Origin of the sequence: Bradyrhizobium sp. SMVTL-02 (genome assembly GCF_051853005.1) — a bacterium.
GTDB lineage: Bacteria > Pseudomonadota > Alphaproteobacteria > Rhizobiales > Xanthobacteraceae > Bradyrhizobium.
Window position 1 is genome coordinate 867,588 of record NZ_CP182469.1, and the last position, 23,403, is coordinate 890,990.

Annotated in this window: 13 protein-coding genes; 12 read left to right on the forward strand and 1 reads right to left on the reverse strand. The window is 64.1% G+C overall.

All coding sequences use genetic code 11. The annotated features are described in order from the left end of the window. Positions 1 to 474: 474 nt before the first annotated feature. The 5 genes from ACNJYB_RS04135 (at position 475) to ACNJYB_RS04155 (ending at position 13,373) form a co-directional block, all read left to right on the forward strand. On the forward strand, positions 475 to 7,278 hold the full coding sequence (locus tag ACNJYB_RS04135) for a VCBS domain-containing protein (protein WP_439372828.1): 6,804 nt from the start codon (positions 475 to 477) through the stop codon (positions 7,276 to 7,278). A 143-nt stretch (positions 7,279 to 7,421) separates the two neighbouring features. Beyond that, a complete protein-coding gene (locus ACNJYB_RS04140; RefSeq protein ID WP_439372829.1) occupies positions 7,422 to 9,653 on the forward strand; it encodes a CHASE2 domain-containing protein in 2,232 nt (743 codons plus the stop codon). Between the two features lie 309 nt (positions 9,654 to 9,962). Beyond that, on the forward strand, positions 9,963 to 10,823 hold the full coding sequence (locus ACNJYB_RS04145; protein ID WP_439368084.1) for a tyrosine-type recombinase/integrase: 861 nt from the start codon (positions 9,963 to 9,965) through the stop codon (positions 10,821 to 10,823). Positions 10,824 to 10,829: 6 nt separating this feature from the next. Next, on the forward strand, positions 10,830 to 12,011 hold the full coding sequence (locus ACNJYB_RS04150) for an IS91 family transposase (RefSeq protein WP_439375460.1): 1,182 nt from the start codon (positions 10,830 to 10,832) through the stop codon (positions 12,009 to 12,011). A 413-nt stretch (positions 12,012 to 12,424) separates the two neighbouring features. Next, positions 12,425 to 13,373, forward strand: a protein-coding gene (locus ACNJYB_RS04155) for an IS630 family transposase (RefSeq protein WP_439368321.1) whose coding sequence is annotated in 2 segments (ribosomal slippage) — positions 12,425 to 12,760 and positions 12,762 to 13,373 — 948 coding nt in all. Because the reading frame shifts where the segments join, the coding sequence is not laid out codon by codon here. Between the two features lie 87 nt (positions 13,374 to 13,460). Here ACNJYB_RS04155 and ACNJYB_RS04160 read toward each other — a convergent pair. Further along, positions 13,461 to 15,056, reverse strand: coding sequence for an ABC transporter substrate-binding protein (locus tag ACNJYB_RS04160; RefSeq protein WP_439372830.1), 1,596 nt, complete (start codon positions 15,054 to 15,056; stop codon positions 13,461 to 13,463). 199 nt (positions 15,057 to 15,255) lie between these two features. Between ACNJYB_RS04160 and ACNJYB_RS04165 the strand changes: the two genes are divergently transcribed. The 7 genes from ACNJYB_RS04165 (at position 15,256) to ACNJYB_RS04195 (ending at position 23,130) form a co-directional block, all read left to right on the forward strand. Beyond that, the gene (locus ACNJYB_RS04165) at positions 15,256 to 16,914 is read left to right on the forward strand and encodes an ABC transporter substrate-binding protein (protein ID WP_439372831.1); all 1,659 of its coding nucleotides are present in this window, start codon (positions 15,256 to 15,258) and stop codon (positions 16,912 to 16,914) included. A 277-nt stretch (positions 16,915 to 17,191) separates the two neighbouring features. Then, the gene (locus ACNJYB_RS04170) at positions 17,192 to 18,145 is read left to right on the forward strand and encodes an ABC transporter permease (protein ID WP_018643381.1); all 954 of its coding nucleotides are present in this window, start codon (positions 17,192 to 17,194) and stop codon (positions 18,143 to 18,145) included. A 209-nt stretch (positions 18,146 to 18,354) separates the two neighbouring features. Continuing rightward, positions 18,355 to 19,257 (forward strand): ABC transporter permease, encoded by a 903-nt coding sequence (locus tag ACNJYB_RS04175; RefSeq protein ID WP_439372832.1) that lies wholly within the window; start codon positions 18,355 to 18,357, stop codon positions 19,255 to 19,257. Positions 19,258 to 19,491: 234 nt separating this feature from the next. Beyond that, positions 19,492 to 20,553, forward strand: a complete 1,062-nt coding sequence (locus ACNJYB_RS04180) for an ABC transporter ATP-binding protein (protein WP_439372833.1) — start codon at positions 19,492 to 19,494, stop codon at positions 20,551 to 20,553. Next, positions 20,550 to 20,747 (forward strand): hypothetical protein, encoded by a 198-nt coding sequence (locus ACNJYB_RS04185; RefSeq protein ID WP_439372834.1) that lies wholly within the window; start codon positions 20,550 to 20,552, stop codon positions 20,745 to 20,747. The genes ACNJYB_RS04180 and ACNJYB_RS04185 overlap by 4 nt, the downstream gene beginning before the upstream one ends. After that, positions 20,744 to 22,159, forward strand: coding sequence for an amidase (locus tag ACNJYB_RS04190; protein ID WP_439372835.1), 1,416 nt, complete (start codon positions 20,744 to 20,746; stop codon positions 22,157 to 22,159). Before ACNJYB_RS04185 ends, ACNJYB_RS04190 begins: the two co-directional genes overlap by 4 nt. Continuing rightward, positions 22,156 to 23,130 carry an ABC transporter ATP-binding protein gene (locus ACNJYB_RS04195; RefSeq protein ID WP_439372836.1) on the forward strand — a complete coding sequence of 325 codons (975 nt, stop codon included), beginning with the start codon at positions 22,156 to 22,158 and terminating at the stop codon, positions 23,128 to 23,130. The genes ACNJYB_RS04190 and ACNJYB_RS04195 overlap by 4 nt, the downstream gene beginning before the upstream one ends. Positions 23,131 to 23,403 lie beyond the last annotated feature (273 nt).

Consider the following 23,403-nt stretch of genomic DNA (forward strand, 5'->3'; position numbering starts at 1 on the left):
CAAGCCCGCCCAAACTGCGTAAAACTTTACGAATCGCCGGATAGGAAGTAATCGGTCTCGGCGAAAATGAGTTGATTGCAAGCGTGGGTTGTAGAGGTGCCGATGCTGCGTCTCAGCAGCCAACAGGCCGCGATTTCACGGGGTCTGTGAGTTAGGTCGCAGATTTGGCTCGGCATTTGCTGCAGGACGCCGCGGGGAACCCTTGGGAAAAGCTGACGTGAGTATCGGCTGTCCGATCATTACAGTAGATTACTTCGGATGCTTGTAAATGTTCGCAAAAAAGCCGAATTCGACTGCAGAATACTGCAAATATTACTTCGCTTCCTCGTGGGAGTCGCGGTTTTCCGGGCGTTCGTAGGGTCAGGTGATGCGAAATCACACAAGCAATAGAGGGTTTCGCTAAGGACTTGGTAATGCTAAGCAAGCTTAACCGGTCGATACTTACATAATTATTAACCCTTTTACGGTGCCCCGTTGAACTACGCTGGCAAATTTGACGCCGCGATCCCCCACCACGGCGAAGGTTCCCGCACGCCTGCCTCTGTCAATGTCGACTCTTTTACCGCCAAGGCGCACGGTCAGGTGCCCGATGGGGCCGTCGTTGTTCCCGATCCAAACCTGATCTTCAACGGCGAGTTCAAGCGCTCGGGTCTCGACCTCGTGCTGTCCCATGAGGGCCGCGAGTTCGTCGTTCACGATTATTTTAGAGGCGACAAGCGTGCCGCGCTCGCCTCGTCCGATGGCGCCCACCTCACCGGCAGCGTCGTCAACGCGCTGACAGGGCACGTCCAGGTTGCCCAGGCTACGCCGGGCACGGCTGCGGCCCAGGTCATCGGCCACGTCACGAAGCTCTCCGGCAGTGCGACCGCGATCCGCAACGGTGTTTCGGTCATCCTCAACAATGGTGACAATGTCGAGAAGGGCGACGTGGTGTCGACCGGCGCGGATTCGACGCTCGGCATCACCTTCGTCGACGGCACCGTGTTCGGCCTGTCCTCCAATGCTCGGATGGTGCTGAACGAGATGGTCTACGACCCCAACGGGTCGAACAACTCCTCGCTGCTGAGTCTGGTCGCAGGCACCATCACCTTTGTCGCCGGCGAAACCGCCAAGCACGGCGACATGAAGGTCGACACGCCGGTCGCGACCATGGGCATCCGCGGCACCGCGGTGCTGACCCAGATCAACTTCGTCGTTCCCGCCGGCGGCGGCGACCCGCAGCCGCAGGCGAGCTTCCAGGTGCTGGTCGAGCCGAACGGCACCACGGGTTCCTACATCCTGTACGACAAGATCACGCTGCTGCCGATCGCGACGGTCAACCAGGCCGGCCAGATGATCCAGATCAGCGGCGGCAACGTCTCGATCGGCAACGCGCTGATGTCGCCGGACATTCAGAAGCTGATCACGGACGTGTTCACGCTGAAGTTCACCGACAACAACAGCAACACCAAGCTGACAACGAACTTCACCGACACGCTCACGCCAATGAGCCTGGAGGTGGTGTTCAAGTCGGCGTCCGGTCCGGTCGTGACCGCGACCTTCGTCCATCTCAATCTGCAGGGATCGCAGGTCGCCACCGCCTCCACGCCGCAAGCCGAGCGTATTCCCGGGCAGCCGATCGCGCAGAGCTTCGACGCCGACGGCAACGTGAAGACGGCGTTCGCGTTGACCGAACGTGCCAATGCGACCAGCGACACGCATGCCGACACCATTTCCGGCCTGATCAGATTCCTCGATCAAAACCTCGGCGACCGACCAACGGTGAGCATCAGCCTCGCTGACGCGCCGAACTACAGCTACAAGAACGCCGGCCAGCAGGACGTCACCGGCTCGCTCAGCGCTCTCCAGAAGCAGGACATCGCGGCAACGCTGATCCAGATCGGCGTGGTTCCCGACGGCGGCAACAACAACAACGGCTCGGCGGTCTGGACCTATACGATCCCCGACAATGTCTTCGATTTCCTCGCGGCCGGCGAAACACTGACACTGACCTACATGGTCCGCGTCGATACCAACTTCCAGGTCAACCCGGAATCCGCGTTCATCCCGATCACCGTCACGATCACGGGTACCAACGACAAGCCGGTGATCACCGGCAGCGTTCCGACCATCACGTTCGAAGGCGGCACCAGCGTGCCGGGCGGCCCGCTCATCAGCGATGAGGCGACCTCGGGCACGCTGAACTTTGCCGACGTCGATCTGACCGACAAGCATACGGTGTCCGTGGCGCTGACCAGCGCGACGCTGCCTGGCGGCAGCACCGTTCCGCCGGGTCCGCTCGCGGCGTTCCAGAAGGCTATGTCGGTTGCGATCGCCTCGGGGGCCGACAGCACCGGCGACGGCACCGGCACCATCAACTGGTCGCTGGCCGACCTTCCGGTCTACCTTGCCGACTTCATTCCGAAGGGCGAGGTGCTGACGCTGGTCTACACCGTGACGGTCAGGGATTCGCAGGGCGCGACCGCGCAGCAGACCATCACCGTCACGATCACCGGTACCGATGCGCCCGCTGTGGTGTGGATCGCGACCGAGAAGCCCGGCGCGCCCTCGGGCGGCTTCTGGAAAGATGCCGCGAACTGGGCGACCGGCACGCTCCCGACCATCGACGACGACGTCATCGTCATCACCGATCAATTGCACGGCCTGACGCCGTCCTATCCGGCCACGATCGACGCGCCCGCCTATGCCAAGTCGATCACGATGAATGATTTCGGCGGTCCGCCGCCGCAGTTGATCAACAAGAGCTCGTTGACCATCGCGGGCTCGCTCGACATGAGCGCGGACTCGATCTTCACCAACGCCGCGACCGGCACGGCGTCGGTCGGCGGCCTGGCCGAGATCCTGAACACCAGCGTATTCACCAATGCCGGGCACTCGACGCTCAAGGCCGGCGGCGATTTCGCTGTCGGCGCCACGATCACCAATTCCGGCACGCTCGAACTGTTCGGCGGCACGTTGAAGACGCTGGCCGAGATCCACAATGCCGGCGGCATGCTGAAGACCGATGCAGGCGCGACGCTGATCGTCGACGGCACGACCGTCGAGGGCGGAACCATCACCATTCTCGGCACGCTGGAGCTCGACGGCGTCAGCCTGATCGAGAACGGCACGCTGAACAATTCCGGCACGGTCAACGTCAAGGACACCGCCGAGTTCGTCGGCGAGACCGTGGACAACGCGTCGAGCGGCGTGATCGAGGTGCTGGCAAATGGCTGGCTGACGATCCATCAGGGCTCGAGCGTCACCAATGCCGGCCAGATCACCATCGACGCCTCCGGCAGGCTGGTCGTCAGCGACGCGACCATCGGCGGACCCGGCGTTGTTATCGGCAACGGCGAGGGTGAAGGCGGTCCCATCTTCAACGCTGGTCTCAGCGGGGCTGGCACGATTACCAGCGATGGTGAGATCGATCTCACCGGCGACGCCGTCCTGAGCAGCGGCATCCTCAACAACAACGCCCTCTTCAACGTCAGCGGTACCGGCAATGCGCTGAGCGACGAGACCGTCACCAATTCCGGTACCATCGAAGTGCTGGCTGGCGGCGCGCTGGCAATCGATCCGGGCTCGAGCGTCGACAATTCAGCCGGCACGATCGTTGTCGATGATGGCGCCGCACTGACTCTCAACCGCGCCACGATCAGCGGTGGCGCCATCAACAATTACAGTGTGCTGGGCGGCACGATCGACGTCACCGGCAACAGCAGGATCGACGGCCATGCGACGGTGGCCAAGGGCATCCTCACGGTCGAGAGCGGCATCACGCTGACGCTCGACGAGGCGACCGTGTCGGGTGCTGCGATCACCAATCGCGGAACAGTCAAGGTCGATGCCGGCAAGAAGCTGACACTGGCAGGATCGAGCCTGACCGGCGGCACGCTCGCACTGTCCGGTACGCTGGAATCGACCGGCATCAGCGGAATCCACGGCGCCAACCTCAACAACACCGGCACCCTGTCCGTCACCAGCGGCACGCTGACGATCGATCTCCACGCCTTCACCAATCACGGCCTGATCGAGGCAGTGACCGGCAGCACGCTGAAGCTGACGACGACAACTGTCGCCAACGCGGGCGGCACGATCTCGGTCGTCGGCACGTCGAAGCTCTATCTGACTGACGCTTCGATCAACGGCGGCAATCTCGGCAATGCCGGAAATCTCTACAGCGTCGGCCTCAATACGGTCACTGGCGGCGTCACGAACACCGGCGGCACCGTCGAGGTCCAGAGCGGCACGCTCAACCTGGCGGGCGGCATCACGGGCGTGGGCACGCTGATCATCGACGACGATGCGACGCTCGAGCTCGGCGGCGCGGACGAGCAGACCGTCACCTTCGCGGGCGGCGCCAATACGCTCAAGCTCGACGACACCAGTCACGACTTTAACGGCACCGTCGCCGGTCTCGCGGCGGGCGGCGGCACCTTTACCATCACTGGCGATGCCAACCTCAATTCGGCGAGGGGCGACGCGCTCGACTTCACCGCATCCGGCGGGACGACCGTCAGCCGCGGGAACATCATTCTGACGCCGACCGGCGCGCTGACCGGCGCGACCAACGGCATCGTCGTCACCCAGAACGGCATCGGCGGCATCTCGCTGACGACGGTCGGCGCCATCACCGGTCAGACCGGTAACGGAATCGTGCTGCACGACGGCGCGGCCGGCGCCGGCGACATCACGGCTACGGTCGGCGGCGACGTGTGCGGCGCGGTCGGTCTCGACGTCGTCTCCCATGGCGACGGCAACGTCAGCATCTCGAACAACGGGCACATCACCGGCGCGACCTCGTTCGGCATCAATATCGACCAGGACGATGCGGGCGCGACCGGCTCGGCGTACATCACCAACACCGGATCGGTGGTCGGCGCCAACGGTTCTGCCGCGATCTCGATCCAGGAGAACGGCACCGGCGCGGCGTCCATCACCAATTCCGGCACCATCGGGCCCGACGATGCCTGCGCCGTGAGCTCGACGACCTATGCAATCGTTGAGACCGGCGGCGAGATCACGATCAACAACACCGGCCACATCAACGGCAATATCTCGGTTGCCACCGCCACGTTCTGTAATGATGCGAGCGGCATTTGGACGGTCGCCGGCAGCGGCGTGTTCGGCGATGCGTCCTCGATCGTCAACCATGGTGCCATCGATCTGCACTGTGCCTCGATTTCCGGGGTCGACCTGACCATCGAAAATGATGGCGACATCGACAGCTGGGGCACCGCGTCGATCACGGGCGACATCACCAATGCCGACACCGGCTCGATCGAGGTCCACACCGGGACACTGACGCTGTTCGGCTCCCTGTCGGGCTCGGCCACCGGTTCGGTTGTCGTCGACGCCGGCGCGACGCTCGAGGTCAAGGGCACGGTGTCGCAGACGATCACGCTCGCCGGCGACGGCGCCGAGCTTGAGATCGATACGACGGATTTCGGCGGCTCGATCGCGGAGCTGTCCGCGACCGACAAGATCGACCTGACGATGATCAAGTGGGGGCCTGGCACCAGCGCGGTCTATGTCCCCGATGCCGACGATCCCGCGAGCGGTGGCGTGCTGACTGTCACCGGCGACGATGGCCAGACCATCAGCCTGACGCTCGTCGGAGATTATCGCACCGCACACTTCGCGGGCAGTGACGAGGGTGGCCACACGCTGATCACCATCCATGCGGATGACGACGCGCCGGTGCTCGACACCGACCATGCGACGCTGACTGCAGGTTTCGCCGAGCGTGAGAGCACCACCGGCTCTGGCGCGTCCGACCCGGTGCCGGCTGCGACCGGTTCGATCGACTTCACCGATATCGATCTGACCGACCGTCCGACGGCGACAGTCACCGGTCAGGTCGTGACCTCGCTCGCTGCGGACGGCACCACTGACCTCACCGCGTCGCTCACGCCTGGCCAGATCGCCGCGTTGAAGGACGCGCTGACCTATGGGCAGACCGGCAAGAACAACGGCACCGTGACGTGGAGCTATTCGATCGCCGACAACGCGCTCGATTTCCTCGCCAAGGACCAGACCGTGAAGGTTGTGTCCACCATTACGCTGTGTGACGGCCAGGGCCAGAAGGTGACGGCGGACGTCGTTGTCACGATCACCGGCACGAACGACGCGCCGACGCTCGACGACACGACGCTGGCCTCGGCCGCGGGTAACAACAGCGATCCGGGTGGAAGCACCATCAGCAGCCTCTTCACGGACAAGTTTCACGACGCCGATGCCGGCGCGACCTTCAAGGCCATCGCAGTGACGTCCGATACCGCCACGGCGGCGCAGGGTGTCTGGCAGTACGAGCTCGCCGGTACCCATCAATGGGTCGATATCGGGGCGGTCAGTGACACGAGTGCGCTGGTGCTGAGCCCGGACACTCTGCTTCGCTTCGTGCCGGCCAACGGCTTCACCGGGATGCCGGACGCGCTGGGCGTGCATGCCCTCGACAATACCTATGTCGGCGGCATCACGACCACTTCGGCGACAACGACAGCCGATATCACGGCCATGAGCACCGACGGCACGGCATCGGTGTCGGACGAGCTCACCACAATCGGCACGCGCGTGACGGCGCCTTCCGCCAGCGGCCCGCTCATCGACACCGAGCACTTCCAGGTCGAGCATATCCGCGAGAACAGCAACGAGATCATCACCGGTCTGGTGGTCACAGACACCGATTCCGGCGCCGCGGCGGACACTTTCACGGTCTCGGTGTCGACCTCGCATCCAGATACCAGCAGCGTCAGTGTCTATCCGGTGTCCGGTTCGCTCGCCCAGATCAATGCCGGCCTCGCAGAAGGTGCCGGCGTCACCTACGACCCGACCGGCGCCAGCACCGATCAGTACCCCGTGCCGCCGGACACCGACCGGATCACGCTGACGGTCACGGACACGACCAAGGGCCTGTCCGACACCGTCAACTTCATCTTCGTCGAGGGCGCCAACAGCCAGGGCATCACTCTGGCAGGGGCCGCCGGCAAGGACGTGATCTTCGCGACCGACTCGAGCGACACGCTCATTGGTGGCGGCGCCAAGGACCAGTTCGTGTTCGCGCCGACGTCGGCGCAGCAGACGGCCCAGCACACCGTGAACGATTTCGAGGTCGGCCTCGACAAGATCGACCTGCGGCAGTTCACCAGTCTCACGTCATGGATGCAGGTATCCTTGCTCGCGGGGCAGCAGGGCGACGATACCTTGCTCACGCTCGATAACAACGACAAGATCCTCCTGAAGAACACTGTTGTCGGCAGTCTCAACGCCGGCGACTTCATCCTACATGTGAGTTAGAGGCGGACACTCCGGGGAAGCCGCTCATCATTCCGCTTTGATCGCGACAAAAAAATCCTTATCTTCCGTCGCCGAACCATTGGCCATTTGCCTCACGGCGATCCAAGATCAGGCCCCAAGCGGTTGCGGGAAACTCGACCAGCATGAGACGTCTCAAGATCCTGCGGCGGTGGTTTGCGCAAAAGTTCGGCCTTGCGCGGCTGATGTGCCTTGCGCTGCTGGTCGTGTTCGCCGCCGCCCGCCTCTGGGACCCGCCGCCGATCCAGGAATTGCGGCTGCGCACCTTCGACATGTTCCAACTAATCGACCCTCGCCACAAGACGATACGGCCGGTCACGATCGTCGACATCGACGACAAGAGCCTTGCCAAGTTTGGCCAATGGCCGTGGTCCCGGACGCGGATCGCGGACGTGATCACCAACCTCACCAACAACGGCGCGGTCGCGATCGGCTTCGACGTGGTGTTTTCAGAGCCCGACCGGCTCAATCCGGACCTGGTCGCCGGCCAGATGCGCTATCTGGACGACGCCACCCGCACCAGGCTGCGCGAGCTGCCGAGCAACGACCAGATCCTCTCGGAAGCGATCGAGCGCTCGCGCGTGGTGCTGGGCGAGACCGGACAATCGGAAATCACGTCGGAAATCGACAAGACGCTTCCCTTCACGGGGGTGGCGACGGTCGGCGAGGAGAATGCCGAGAAGTTTCTGTTCGAGTTCCCCGGCCTGTTGCGCAACGTGCCCGTGATCGAGAAGGTCGCCGCCGGTCGCGGCCTGTTCACGATCAGGACCGAGCGCGACGGGCTGATCCGTCGCGTGCCGATGGTGATGCGCGCCCAGGGCAACATCATGCCCTCGCTCAGCCTGGAGATCCTGCGGGTCATCACCAGCACGCCGACGCTGCTGGTCCGGACCGACAAGTCCGGCGTGCGGGCCATCCGCCTCAAGGGCGTGGAGATCCCGACCGACAGGAACGGCCAGCTCTGGGTGCACTACGCCCGCTATGATCCCTCGATCTACGTCTCGGCCGCCGACGTGCTCGACAACACGGTGTCGCCGAGCAAGATCGCCGGCAAGCTCGTGCTGATCGGCACCTCCGCGGTCGGCCTGAACGACATCAAGACGACGCCGGTATCCCGGGCCATGCCGGGTGTCGAGATCCACGCCCAGGTGCTGGAGAGCGTGCTCACCGGCGCGATGATCTCGCAGCCGAACTATGCGCTCGGAATCGAGCTGATCGCCGCGCTGTTCATCGGCCTGCTCGTCATCATCTTCACGCCGAATCTCGGTCCCGTGCGCCTCGTGCTTGCCGGTGCGATGTTCGCCGCGATCCTGGTCGGCACGTCCTGGTTCTTCTACGCGCAGTACCGGCAGCTCATCGACTTCACCTATCCGCTGCTCTCGACCACCGCGATCTACCTGACGCTGATCTTCGCCAGCTTCGTGCGCGAGCAGCGCCAGCGGGTGCAGATCCGCGGCATGTTCGCGCAATACATGTCGCCGGTGCTGGTCGAGCAGCTGGCGCAGTCGCCGGAGAAGCTCGTGCTCGGCGGCGAGGAGCGCGAGATGACGATCATGTTCTCCGACGTGCGCGGCTTCACCACGATCTCGGAAAGCTACAAGCACGATCCGCAGGGGCTGATCGCGCTGATGAATCGCTTCCTGACGCCGCTGACCGACGTCATCATCGAGCGGAAGGGCTATATCGACAAATACATGGGCGACGCCATCATGGCGTTCTGGAACGCGCCGCTCGACGATTCCGAGCACCAGGTCAACGCCTGCGAGGCCGCGATCCAGATGCTCGAGAAGATCGACGAGGTCAACAAGGAGCGCGAGCAGGAAGCCGCCGAGGGCGGCCACGTCTATATCCCGCTCAAAGTCGGCATCGGCCTCAACACCGGCATCGGCGTGGTCGGCAACATGGGCTCCGACCTCAAGAAGAACTATTCGGTGCTCGGCGACAGCGTGAACCTCGCCTCGCGCCTGGAAGGGCAGACCAAGGAATACGGCTTCCCGATCATCGTCGGTTCCAGGACGGCGCTCGCCGCCAAGGACAAGTTCGCGATCCTCGAGCTCGACTTCATCATGGTCAAGGGCAAGACCGAGCCGGAGGTGATCTACGCCATAGCCGGCCGCGAGGACGTGATGCATTCGGCCGCCTTCCAGCGCCTGCGCAACATCACCATCGAGATGCTCGGCTGCTACCGCAATCGCGACTGGCAGGGCGCGATGAACGCCATCGAGCGCGGCCGCCGCAGCGAAGACGCCGACACCCTGGAAAAGCTGTTCAAGCTGTACGAGGCGAGAATCAAGGATTTCCAGATCAATCCGCCGCCGGAGGACTGGACCGGGGCGTACGCGCTGCTGACGAAGTAGGGGGCAGGTGGGTCGCTGCCGGTGCCTCACACTCCGTCATTGCGAGCGGAGCGGAGCAATCCAGAGTGTCCCGGCGGAAGGATTCTGGATTGGTTCGCTCGCAAAACGAGTTTGACGCGCCTCTGTGGGCCAAACGTCAACTCCCGTAGGGTGGGCAAAGGCGCCTAGAGCGGTTCACGGATTTATTGAATCGGAAGGGATTGAACGAAGCCGCTGGCGCGGCATGTAGGGAGGCATAGCAAGGATTGCCTCCTGTCTGAGAGGATTGCGGGTTTTCGAAGCCCAACCCTTTAGACAGGAGGTTTTCCGATGGCTGAGATCAGCCCACTTCGCCGCCGCATGATCGAGGACATGACGGTCCGCAATCTGTCACCGGCGACGCAGCAATCCTACCTCAACGCCGTAGCGAAGTTGAGCCGATATTTCGGTCGTTCTCCTGACCGCCTCGACCTGGAGGATATCCGTGCTTTCCAGGTTCATCTGGTTGCGACGGGGATGTCCTGGCCGGCGCTGAACCAGATCGTCTGCGCACTGCGGTTTTTCTACGGTGTGACGCTGGGTCATGACACCGTTCCGGAGCGCATCGCCTATGCGCGTAAACCGCGCAAACTGCCGGTGGTGCTGAGCGCCGACGAGGTCGTGCGCTTCCTGGAAGCAATCCCAAGCCTCAAGAGCCGTACCGCGCTGACCACCGTCTATGCCGCAGGCTTGCGCGTATCGGAAGTGGTCCTCTTGAAGGTTGTCGACATTGATAGCCAGCGGATGTTGATCCGGGTCGAGCACGGCAAGGGCGGCAAGGACCGTTACGTTATGCTCTCGCCGCAGCTTTTGAGGATTCTGCGGACGTATTGGCGGCTCACTCGGCCCAAACGATGGCTATTTCCCGGCCGCGACGACGAGCGTCCGCTCGTCCCTAACGTGCTGCACGCCGCCTGCCGTTCAGCCTGTACGGCGGCCGGCTTGAGCAAGTCGGTGACAGTGCATACGCTGCGGCACACATTCGCGACCCATCTCCTGGAGAACGGGGCCGACGTGCGCATCATCCAGGTGCTGCTCGGCCATGCCAGTCTGCAGAGCACGGCGCGCTATACCCAAGTCGCCACAAAGACCATCAGCAATACGCCAAGTCCGCTTGACCGGCTCCGCCTGGAGGTCGTGCCGCCCGGCTGAGCGGACCTGATGACTCCAGTTCTGGAAGTGGCGGATATCTTCCGCCGCCACGGCGAAGCGTTTCGGCAAGCTCGTGCCGGACATCTGGGTCGCGTCGAGCGGCGCGTCATGGGCGCGATCACGGCATGCCGGACGGCTGTGCTTGGCGGCCACATCGAGCAATGCGACGACTGCGGTGCCACCCGGATCGCCTACAACTCCTGTCGCAATCGGCATTGCCCGAAGTGCCAAGGCTCGGCGCGCGCGCAATGGCTTGCCGAGCGACAATCCGAACTCCTTCCCGTGCCATACTTCCACGTCGTCTTCACCTTGCCGGCGCCGGCCAGAGAGATTGCTTTCCAGAACAAGGCGGTGGTCTATGCCATTCTGTTCCGCTGCGCGGCCGAGACGCTCACCACCATCGCGGCCGACCCCAAGCATCTCGGCGCTCAGCTCGGTCTGACCGCCGTCCTCCATACTTGGGGTCAAACCCTGCAACACCATCCGCATATCCACTGCGTCGTGCCTGGTGGTGGACCTTCACTCGACGGCACACACTGGGTCGCTTGCCGGCCCGGCTTCTTCCTGCCGGTGCGCGTCCTCTCCAGGCTGTTCCGCCGCCTGTTTCTGCAAGAGCTGCAAGCTGCCTTCGCGGCTGGCCAGTTGGGCTTCTTTGGCGATCTCGCCCGTCTCGCCGATCCCGCCGCATTCGCCGAGCGCCTCGCTCAACTTCGATGGACCGACTGGGTCGTCTATGCCAAGCCGCCATTCGGTGGGCCCGAACAGGTGCTGGCTTATCTCGGCCGCTATACGCATCGCGTCGCCATCGCCAACAGTAGGCTGATCTCGCTTGCCGACGGCAAGGTGAGCTTTGCCTGGAAGGACTATCGGCAGAATCGTAAAACCAAAGTGATGACGCTTAAGGCCGATGAGTTCATTCGTCGCTTTCTCCTGCACACCCTGCCGGACAGCTTCCACCGCATCCGCCACTATGGTTTCCTCGCCAATGGCGGACGCAACGATAAAATCGCTTTCTGCCGTCAACTCCTTGCTGTCCGCAACGCTCCGACTGATCAAGAAGCCGGCGCCGATCCCCTCACCAAATGCGAGATCCCCGTCTGCCCGCATTGTGGCGGCACCATGCGGCGCGTCGATATCGTCCCGCGAGCCTGCGCGCGCGACCAGCCGTTTCATTGTGATACGTCATGACCAGCGTCTGTACCATCCACCCCTTCCGTAATCACCTTCTTGGTGGCAACGTCCGAAGTCGCCGTGGCCGCGCTCGTCACCGAACACCCCGCCAATCGTTCGGTAGCGCATCCCAGCGCTGCAAATCGCTCGCTGGATCGCGCCCTTGGCCCGATCAATCGGGCCCCTCACATCCGATGAATGACTCGCGGACGCGCGGCGACCACAGGCGAGCGTTCCCCGCAGCCGCACCCGCTGCACTATTCCCATAGCGCCCACAACTCCGCAGCTTCGTTCAATCCGGCTTCTATGAGGTCGCACGCACCACAGAGCGCGCGGCTCGCGCCTGCCACGCGACCTCACAGAACCCTCAAGATTCCGGGTCTGGGACGAATATGATTCAAGATGCTGGCTGGGCTGGAGGCCAGCATCCGATGGTCCGACCAATTTCCAACGATTTGCGTAAGCGTGCGGTATCCGCTGTTGCCAAAGGTGAGAGCTGCCGATCTGTGGCGGAACGGTTTGGCGTTGCTGTCTCGTCAGTTGTGAAGTGGTCACAGCGTTATCGAACGACCGGCTCGGTAGCGCCTGGCAAGATGGGTGGTCACCGCAAGCCTGTGCTTGATCCGCACCGCGCCTTCATCGTCGAGCGGATCACTCAGACGCCGCACCTGACGCTGCATGGTCTGAAGGCGGAACTGGCAGCCCGTGGGGTCAAGGTCTCACACAATGCGGTCTGGCTGTTCCTGCGCCGGGAAGGGCTGCGGTTCAAAAAAAACACTGTTCGCCCTCGAACAGGCTCGCGCCGACGTCTCTCGTAGGCGCTTGCGTTGGCGAGCCTGGCAGGCCGGGCTCGATCCGGGCCGGCTCGTCTTCATCGATGAGACCTGGATCAAGACCAACATGGCCCCTTTGCGAGGCTGGGGACCCAAAGGGGCGCGCCTGCGCGGCTTCGCTCCGCACGGTCACTGGCGTACCCTCACATTCCTCGGCGCGCTCCGCCATGACCAACTCACGGCACCCTGCGTCTTCGATGGCCCGATCAACGGTGAATGCTTCCGTGGTTACGTAAAGCACATTCTCCTGCCAACCCTGCGTGAAGGCGACATCGTCATTCTCGACAATCTCGGAAGCCATAAGTCGAAAGCCGTCAGGCAAATGATCAAGGCTGCTGGCGCCAGACTCTGGTACCTGCCGCCATACTCGCCCGACCTCAACCCAATCGAACAGGCCTTCTCCAAGATCAAACACTGGATGCGGCAAGCTCAGAAGCGCTCAATCGAGGAGACTTGGCGCCATATCGGTCACCTCGTCCAAGACATCCAGCCTCGCGAATGCGCCAACTACTTCGCCAGCGCCGGTTATGCTTCAATCAAAATGTGAAACGCTCTAGCCGTGCCCAGCAAGCTTTCCGGATCGAATAGAGATGGCGCGCTTCGCTTGCCCACCCTACGGCAGCTGCGTTCGCCCTCACTCCACCCCGATCGTCGTCAGGTCCTGAAACCAGTGCTGCGCCTGCACGAACTGCTTGATCTTGGGCGACAGCGCATGCGGGTTGGTGTCGTGGACGACCCAGACCAGCACGGCGTCATCCACGATGAGCGCATGCGCCTGCGCCAGCAATTCATCCTGCTTGGCGCTGTCGAAGGTCTGCTTGGCCTCGTCGATCAGCGCGTCGACCTTCGGATTCTTGTAGCCGCCCCAGTTGACGCCGACAGGCGCGATCTGGCCGGAGTGGAAGAAGCGGACGATGGCGTAGAGCGGATCGGACGTGACATAGGCGATGTTGTTGGCGGTGATGCCGGCGTTCATCTCGTCCGCCGCGCCCTTGCGCCAATGCGTGTAGAGCGTCTCGAGCTCGACCACCTTGAAGTCGATGTCGATGCCGATCTCTTTGAAACTCTGCTGCAGGAATTCGTTCATAGGCAGCGACAGCATCTGGCCGGTGCCGCCCTGCGCGATGATGAAGGTGGTCTTCAGCGGCTTTGCCTTGGAGTAGCCGGCCTCCTCGACGAGCTTCCTCGCAGCCGCCAGATCATATTTCAGCTCGAAGCTGGGCTTGCCGAACCACGGGCTGGACGGGTCGACCTGGCCCTTGGCGGGTTTGGCGAGGCCGTTCATCAGGCCGACGACCTCGTCGCGGTTGATCGCGAGGTTCAGCGCCTTGCGCAGGCGGATGTCGGTCCAGGGCGAGCCCGGCAGCACGCTGAGGTGATAATTCCAGACATGCGGCGTGACGTTGTCGACCAGCTTCATGCCGGCCGCCTTCAGCTGCGGCACGGCATCAGGCGCCGGCGTTTCGATCAGGTCCACTTGTCCGGCGAGCAGCGCATTGGTGCGCGTCAGCGCTTCCGGCATCGGCACCAGCACGATCTTGTCGACCTTCGGAATGCGCTTTGTGTTCCAGTAGTCCGGATTCTTGCTGAGCTCGGCGAGCTCGCGCGGCACCAGCTTGGTCAGCTTGAACGGGCCGGTGCCGGAGGGCTGGCTCGCGAACTTGTCCCAGTCCTTGCCGAGCTTTTCATACTGCGCCGGGCTCGACACCAGGAACCACAGCATCTGATAGGGGAAGAAGGAATCCACCGTCTTGGTGGTGATCTCCACCGTGAAGTCGTCGATCCTGGCGTAGCTGGCGACGGAGGGGAGGCGGGTCTTCACCTGCGCGCTCTGCCGCTTGTCGAATTGCGGCGCCTTGTCGTTGAGCACCTTGTCCAGATTCCAGATCACCGCATCGGCGTTGAACTCGCTGCCGTCGTGAAACTTGACGCCCTTGCGAAGGCTGAAGCGCCACTTGGTCTTGTCGGCATCGTCCACTTTCCATTCGGTGGCGAGGCCCGGCACCAGCTTGCCCGGGCGGTCGGCGACGTCCATCTCCCAGGCGACCAGCGGATCGTAGATCGTGTAGGCCGTGAACTGATAGGCGCCGGCGCCGCGATCGGGCTGGCCTGTCGTCAGCGGAATGTCCGCCATCGAGATGCCATAGCGCACCACCGTTTCGGCGCGCGCCGAGATCGCGGAAACTGTCAGCGCAAGCACGGCAAGACAGGTCGATAGACGAATACGCATGGCCCAAAGCTCCAGGGAGGATCTGAGGCCAAACCTGCAATCTTGATGCCAGAATAGGCAGCGGGGCTGCTTTGTCTTCAATCGATCACAAGGACTTGTCGTCGCAGGGGCAATTTGCAGAATAAGTTTCTCCTTGGCACAGCCATTGCATACGATTGCATCAAAATTAATCATCGAAAGCCGAAGAAGGATCGAGGCGATGCTTATCAAGAACAAGAAGACACGGGCGGCGCTGATCGCGCTCTTGGCGCTTGGCAGCGCGGCCGCATGGCCGCGCGTGGCGAGTGCGGAAACTGTGCTGCGCATCGGCATGACCGCTGCCGATATTCCGCGCACCCTCGGCCAGCCCGATCAGGGTTTCGAAGGCAATCGCTTCACCGGCCTCACCATGTATGACGCGCTGACCGGCTGGGACCTGTCCTCCGCCGACAAGCCGAGCGTGGTGATCCCCGCCCTTGCCACCGAGTGGAAGGTCGACGATGCCGACAAGACCAAATGGACCTTCAAGCTGCGCCCCGGCGTCACCTTCCATGACGGCTCGCCGTTCAATGCCGACGCCGTGGTGTGGAACGTCGAGAAGGTGCTGAAGCAGGACGCGCCGCAATTCGACGCCAGCCAGGTCGGCGTCACGGCCTCGCGCATGCCGACGCTGGCCTCCGCGAAGAAGATCGACGACATGACGGTCGAGCTCACCACCAAGGAGCCCGACAGCTTCCTGCCGATCAACCTCACCAATTTGTTCATGGCGAGCCCGGCGAAGTGGCAGGCCTTCTACGACAAGGCCGAGGGCGCGGATGCCAAGGCGAAGTCGCAGGCCGCCTGGACCGCGTTCGCCAAGGACGCCTCGGGCACCGGCCCGTGGAAGATGGCGAGCTTCACCCCGCGCGAGCGGCTCGAGCTCGTCAAGAACGCGAACTATTGGGACAAGGCGCGCGTGCCCAAGGTCGACAAGATGGTGCTCCTGCCGATGCCGGAGGCGAACGCGCGCACCGCGGCGCTGCTGTCCGGACAGGTCGATTGGGTCGAGGCGCCGGCTCCGGACGCGCTGCCCGAACTCAAGCAGCGCGGCTTCAAGCTCTACGCCAACGAGCAGCCGCATGTCTGGCCGTGGCAGTTCTCGCGCGTCGAGGGCTCGCCCTGGAACGACATCCGCGTGCGCAAGGCCGCCAATCTTTGCGTCGATCGCGAAGGCCTCAAGGACGGCCTGCTCGCCGGCCTGATGGTGCCCGCGACCGGCACCTTCGAGCCCGGCCATCCCTGGCGCGGCAAGCCGGCCTTCGAGATCAAGTACGACAAGGCGGCAGCGCAGAAGCTGATGCAGGAGGCCGGCTTCGGCCCGAGCAAGAAGCTCTCGGTGAAGATCCAGACCTCGGCCTCCGGCTCGGGACAGATGCAGCCACTGCCGATGAACGAATATCTCCAGCAGGCGCTCGCCGAATGCTATTTCGACGTGAAGCTCGACGTCATCGAGTGGAACACGCTGTTCACCAACTGGCGCCGCGGCGCCAAGGATCCCAGCGCCAACGGCTCGAACGCGACCAACGTCACCTATGCGGCGATGGACCCGTTCTTCGCGCTGGTGCGCTTCCTGCAATCGGGCATGGCGCCGCCGGTCTCGAACAATTGGGGCTTCATCAACGATCCCAGGTTCGACGAGCTGGTGAAGAAGGCGCGTCAGACGTTTGACCCGGCCGCGCGCGACGCCGCGCTCGCCGAGCTGCACGCGGCTTCCGTCGATGACGCCGCCTTCCTCTACGTCGCCCACGACGTCGGCCCCCGCGCCATGAGCCCGAAGGTGACGGGCGTCGTGCAGCCGAAGAGCTGGTTCATCGACTTCTCGCTGGTGTCGATCCAGTAGGCATCTGGCGGCTTGCTCAGTGCACCCTCTCCCCTCCTGTCCGCCGAAGCCTTGGCGAAGGCGGATGCGGGAGAGGGTGGCTTCGCGGCAGCGAAGCCGGGTGAGGGGTCTCTCTCCGCGGATACCCCTTTCGCGTTCGTAACTACTGTATCCGCGGATAGAACCCCTCATCCGGCGCCGTAGCCGAAGTTTCGCTTCGGCGTCGACTTAAAAAACGGCCGCCGGAGGCGGCCTATGCCACCTTCTTCCACAAGGGGAGAAGGAAGAAAGAAGACCCGTGCTCGCCTATACCGCCAGACGCATTGTCTATGTCGTCCCGATCGTCATCAGCGTGGCGCTGGTGTGCTTCCTGCTCGTGCACATCACGCCGGGCGATCCGCTGGTCGCCGTGCTTCCCGCGGACGCCTCGCAGGAGCTCGCGGCGCAGCTGCGCGCCGCCTATGGCTTCGACCGGCCGCTGCCGGTGCAGTTCGGGCTCTGGCTGCTGCGAGCCCTGCATGGTGATCTCGGCAATTCCATCGCGACGGGGCGCCCGGTGCTGGCCGAAGTCATGCGCGCGGTCGGCAACACCGTCACGCTCGCGATCGCAGCGGCGATCATCGGCTTCACCATGGGCATCCTGCTTGGCCTGATCGCCGGCTATTTCCGCGAGACGTGGATCGACAAGGTCGCGACCTCCTTTGCCATCGCCGGCGTTTCCGTGCCGCATTACTGGCTCGGCATGCTGCTCGTCATCATCTTCTCGGTCCAGCTGAACTGGCTGCCCGCGGTCGGCGCCGGCCCCAGCGGCTCGAACTCCTGGGCCTGGGACTGGGCGCACTTGAAATATCTCGTGCTGCCGGCGATCACGACATCCGTGATCCCGATGGGCATCGTCACCCGCACGGTGCGCGCGCTCACCGGCGATATCCTCAGCCAGGATTTCGTCGAGGCGCTGCGCGCAAAAGGCCTGCGCGAAACCGGCGTGTTCCGCCACGTCATCAAGAACGCCGCGCCCACCGCGCTCGCGGTGATGGGGCTCCAGCTGGGTTACATGCTTGGCGGCTCAATCCTGATCGAGACCGTATTCTCCTGGCCGGGCTCGGGCTTCCTGCTCAACTCGGCGATCTTCCAGCGCGACCTGCCGCTGCTGCAGGGCACGATCCTGATTCTGGCCCTGTTCTTCGTCTTCCTCAACCTGCTCGTCGACATCGCGCAAGCCGCGATCGACCCGCGCATCAAGCGGGGCTAGCCAATGAGCCCAGCTGTCGCCATGCAACCGGTGCGCTCCCTCCCCCGCCTGCGGGGGAGGGCTGGGGAGAGGGTGTCTCCTCTAGGGAGAACCCCCCAGAGGAAAAAACCCTCACCCGGCGCGTTGCGCCGACCTCTCCCGCAAGCGGGAGAGGTGCACTGCCTTGCGGGCTTGCATCGCTTGAAGCAATCCGCACCGGGAGCCAGTCAATGAGCGAGCTTCCGTTGTCAGCCACCGCCGATGCCGCGCTGCAGGCCGCGCCCGCCACCAAGGCACGCGGCTATTGGGCAACCGTCGGCCGCCGCATCATGCGGGACAAGGTCAGCATGGCCTGCGCGCTGGTGCTGCTGCTGATCTTCCTCTCCGCGATCCTCGCGCCATGGCTCGACCTCGAGGACCCCTACAAGGGCTCGATGATCCGCCGCCTCCGCCATATCGGAACGGTCGGCTATCCGCTCGGTACCGACGAACTCGGCCGCGACATGCTGGCGCGGCTGATCTATGGTGGGCGGCTGTCGCTGGTGATCGGCATTTTGCCCGTGATCCTGGCCTTCTGCATCGGCACCTCGCTCGGCATCATTGCCGGCTATGTCGGCGGCAAGCTCAACACCGCGATCATGCGCACCGTGGACGTGTTCTACGCCTTCCCGTCCGTGTTGCTGGCGATCGCGATCTCCGGCGCGCTCGGGGCCGGCATCCTCAACTCCATCGTGGCGCTGACGATCGTGTTCGTGCCGCAGATCACCCGCGTCGCCGAGAGCGTCACGACGGGCGTGCGCAACATGGACTTCGTCGAAGCCGCGCGCGCCTCCGGCGCCGGCGCCTTCACCATCATGCGCGTGCATATCCTCGGCAACGTGCTGGGCGCGATCTTCGTCTATGCCACCAGCCTGATCTCGGTCTCGATGATCCTGGCGGCCGGTCTCTCCTTCCTCGGCCTTGGCACAAAACCGCCGGAGCCGGAATGGGGCCTGATGCTGAACACGCTGCGAACCGCGATCTACGTCAACCCCTGGGTCGCGGCACTCCCCGGCGCGATGATCTTCGCGGTCTCGATCTGCTTCAATCTCCTTTCGGACGGCCTGCGCAGCGCCATGGACATCAGGAACTGAAGCAATGGGAAAGATTCTGATTGCGGCAATGCCGGTACCACACCTCTCCCGTAGGGAGAGGCATAGGCCGCCTTTGGCGGCCGTTCTTAAGAACGCCGAAGCGAAGCTTCGGCTATGTTGCATCGTAAGATGCAATCCGGGTGAGGGGTTACGCTCGACCGAGTTTGCGGCGCCCCCTCACCCGGCGCTGCGCGCCGACCTCTCCCCGATGGGGAGAGGTGAAGGAGCGCGGCCATGAGCGAAACCAACACATCTGTCGAAATGCTGGAGCAGGTCGAGGACCGCGGCGGCCTCGCGCAGCCGCTGCTCCAGGTCAACGGCCTGACCAAGCATTTCCCGGTGCGCGGCGGGCTGTTCGCCGCCAAGCGCACCGTGCGTGCCGTCGACAATGTCTCCTTCTCCGTCGCCAAGGGCGAGACGGTCGGCATCGTCGGCGAGTCTGGCTGCGGCAAATCCACCACCGCGCGGCTCCTGATGCATCTGATGCCGCGCGATGACGGCGACATCATCTATGACGGCATGACCGTCGGCCAATCCTTGTCGCTGCGCGAGCTGCGCCGCGGCATGCAGATGGTGTTCCAGGACTCCTACGCCTCGCTCAATCCGCGCCTCACAATCGAGGAATCCATCGCCTTCGGCCCGAAAGTTCACGGCATGGCGGATGGCACGGCCAGGGCGCTGGCGCGCGAACTGCTCGGCAAGGTCGGCCTGCGTCCGGAAAACTTCGCCAACCGCTATCCGCACGAGATTTCCGGCGGCCAGCGCCAGCGCGTCAATATCGCCCGTGCGCTGGCGCTGTCGCCGCGGCTGGTGATCCTGGATGAAGCCGTCTCCGCGCTGGACAAGTCCGTCGAGGCGCAGGTGCTCAATCTGCTCGCCGATCTCAAGCGCGAGTTCGGCCTGACCTATCTCTTCATCAGCCACGACCTCAACGTGGTGCGCTACATCTCCGACCGCGTGCTGGTGATGTATCTCGGCGAGGTCGTCGAGCTCGGCCCGGTCGACCACGTATGGGACAGCCCCGCGCATCCCTATACGCGTGCACTGCTGGCCGCGATGCCGTCGTCCGATCCTGACAAGCGCACTGAGAAGCCGCCGATCACGGGCGATCCGCCCAATCCGATCGACCCGCCCCCGGGCTGCCGCTTCCACACCCGCTGTGCGTTTGCGGAGCCGCTCTGCGCAAATGCAGCACCAAAGCTCACGGCGGTCGATACAATGGGCCACGAGGCCGCGTGCTACATGGCGATCCCGGGTTCAGGCCATAGCCGCGCGCCCGGAGGGGAAACAGCATGACAAGACCGACACCAAAAGAGATCAAGCCGATCGCGCAAGTCGCGGGCATTCCCGTCGACGATGAGACCGCAACGCGCATATCGGGCGCCATCGGCCCCGCCTTCGAGGGCTTTGCCGCGATCGCCGGGACCTTGCCCTTCGACCTCGAGCCCGCGTCCTACGTGGTGGCGCAGTCGCAGAAGGTGTCGAAATGAACGCCGACCCTGCCCTGATGACGCTCACCGAGGTCGCGCGTGCGATCGCGATGAAGCAGCTGTCCTCGCATGAGGTGACGCGTGCGCTGCTGCACCGCATCGCGCAATGGCAGCCCCATCTCAACGCCTTCATGTCGATCGAGGCGGAGGCCGCGCTGAAGGCGGCCGAAGCCACCGACGCCGAGCTCGCCAAGGGCAATGTCCGCGGTCCGCTGCACGGCGTGCCGCTCGCGCACAAGGACATGTATTACGACGCCGGCCACGTCGCGACCTGCGGCTCGCTGATCCGCCGCGATTTCGTCCCGACCGTGTCGTCCACGGCCTTGCAGCGGCTGAAAGACGCCGGCCAGGTCCGCCTCGGCACGCTGCATCTTGCCGAATTCGCTTACGGCCCGACCGGGCACAACGCCCATTACGGCCCGGTGCGCAATCCCTGGAACGTCGCGCACATCACCGGCGGCTCGTCGTCCGGGTCCGGCTCGGCGGTTGCCGCGCGCCTGACCTATGCGGCGCTCGGCTCGGACACCGGCGGCTCGATCCGCATGCCCGCGCATTTCTGCGGCGTCACTGGTCTGAAGACAACCTGGAGCCGCGTCAGCCGCGCCGGCGCAATGCCGCTGTCGCAATCGCTCGACACCGTCGGCCCGCTGGCGCGCACTGCGGAGGACTGCGCGCTGCTGCTGGCGCTGATGGCCGGTCCCGATCCCGAGGATCCGACCTGCAGCCACGCGCCGCTGTCGGACTATGTCGCCGCCACGAAGGGTTCGCTCAAAGGTCTCACGATCGGCGTGCCTGCGTCGTTCTATGTCGACGATCTCGACAGCGAGGTCGCGCGCGTGCTGGACGAGACCATCGCGGTGCTCAAGCGCGAGGGCGCCGATATCGTCAAGGTCGAGCTGCCCGACCAGCGGCAATTGTCCTCGGCCAGCCAGCTCGTGCTCGCCGCGGAAGCCGCCGCCTTCCACAAGCGCTGGATGATCGAGCGCCCTCAGGATTACGGCGCGCAGGTCCTGATGCGGCTGCAGAACGGTCTCACGGTGCCTGCCATCACTTACCTCGAGGCGATGCGCTGGCGCGGCCCGGCGCTTGCCGCGCACAATGCGGCGACCGCGGGCGTCGACGCGGTGATCGCACCGGCATCCCCAGTGCCGGCGCCGTCGATCGAGGAGAGCGATGTCGGTGGCGGACCGAACGCGCCGGCGCTGTTGCAGCGGCTGACGCTGTTCACCCGTCCGGTGAATTTTCTCGGTCTGCCGTCGCTCACTGTGCCATCCGGCTTCACCAAGAGCAGCCTGCCGGTCGGCATGCAGCTGATCGGCCGCTCCTTCGACGAAGCGACCCTGCTCACCATCGGTGCGGCCTTCCAACGCGCCACCGACTATCACGACCGGATACCCAAGCTGCCGTCATGACCAAGCTCGTCGAGATCTCAGGCCTCAACATCCGCTTCACCGGCGAGCGCACGGTCTATGCCGTGAACGATCTCAATCTCTCGCTTGGTGATGGCGAGGTGCTGGGCCTGCTCGGCGAATCCGGTTCGGGCAAGAGCGTGACCCTGCGTGCCCTGATGCGGCTGTTGCCGAAGAAGCGCACGCAGATTTCGGGCACGGTCAACGTCATGGGACAGGACGTGCTCGCCATGAACGACGAACAGCTGTCGTGCTTCCGCGGCCAGACCGTCTCGATGATCTTCCAGGAGCCCGCGCTAGCGCTTGACCCCGTCTACACCATCGGTGCGCAGATCGCCGAAAGCGTGGTACGCCACGAAGGCAAGTCTTATGAGGAGGGCAGGGCACGTGCGCTGGAGATGCTCGACGTCGTGCGCATTCCCTCGGCGAGGCGCAGGTTAGATGCCTATCCGCACGAGATGTCCGGCGGCATGCGCCAGCGCGCGATGATCGCGCTCGCGCTCGCCTGCCGGCCAAAAATCCTGCTGGCGGACGAGCCGACCACGGCGCTCGATGCCACCGTGCAGATCCAGATCCTCCTGCTGCTGCGCGAGCTGCAGCGCGAGTTCGGCATGTCCGTGATCTTCGTCACGCACGACATCGGTGTCGCGATCGAGATCTGCGACCGCGTCGCGGTGATGTATGCCGGCCAGATCGTGGAGCAGGGGAGCCTGCGGGACATCGTCCGCACCCCCGTGCACCCCTACGCCAAGGGCCTGCTTGCCTCGACAATCCACGGCGCCAAGCGCGGCGCGCGGCTCGAGACCATCCCCGGCACCCCGCCCTCGCTGGCCGAGAAACCCCACAACTGCTCCTTCGCCCCGCGCTGCGCCGTGGCGCAGCCGCGCTGCCTCGAGCAGTTGCCGGCAAATGTCGAGGTCGGCCCCGGCCGGGCAGCCAGGTGCGTGCTGGCGGAGCCGGTGGCGGCGACGTAGTTCGTTCTCCAGCTCAAGTGCATCCCCGCGCAAAACTGCCTCCCTCCCGCCTTGTGGGAAGGGCGGGGGAGAGGGGTCGCCAAGGAAATGGTCTGACCCTCTGCGATCCTGCCGCGCGGACTGATCGAGACAGTCTCCGTGTGTCACAAACCGGGCCGAGTCCTGATGGTTTAGACCGGGTTGATCCCTGCTGTTGGCGCGTCGTTCGCGGAACCCATTCAGACCCCATTCATCCCGGTTCCGGTTCCATCCGCCCGTTCACGGAGAGGGACT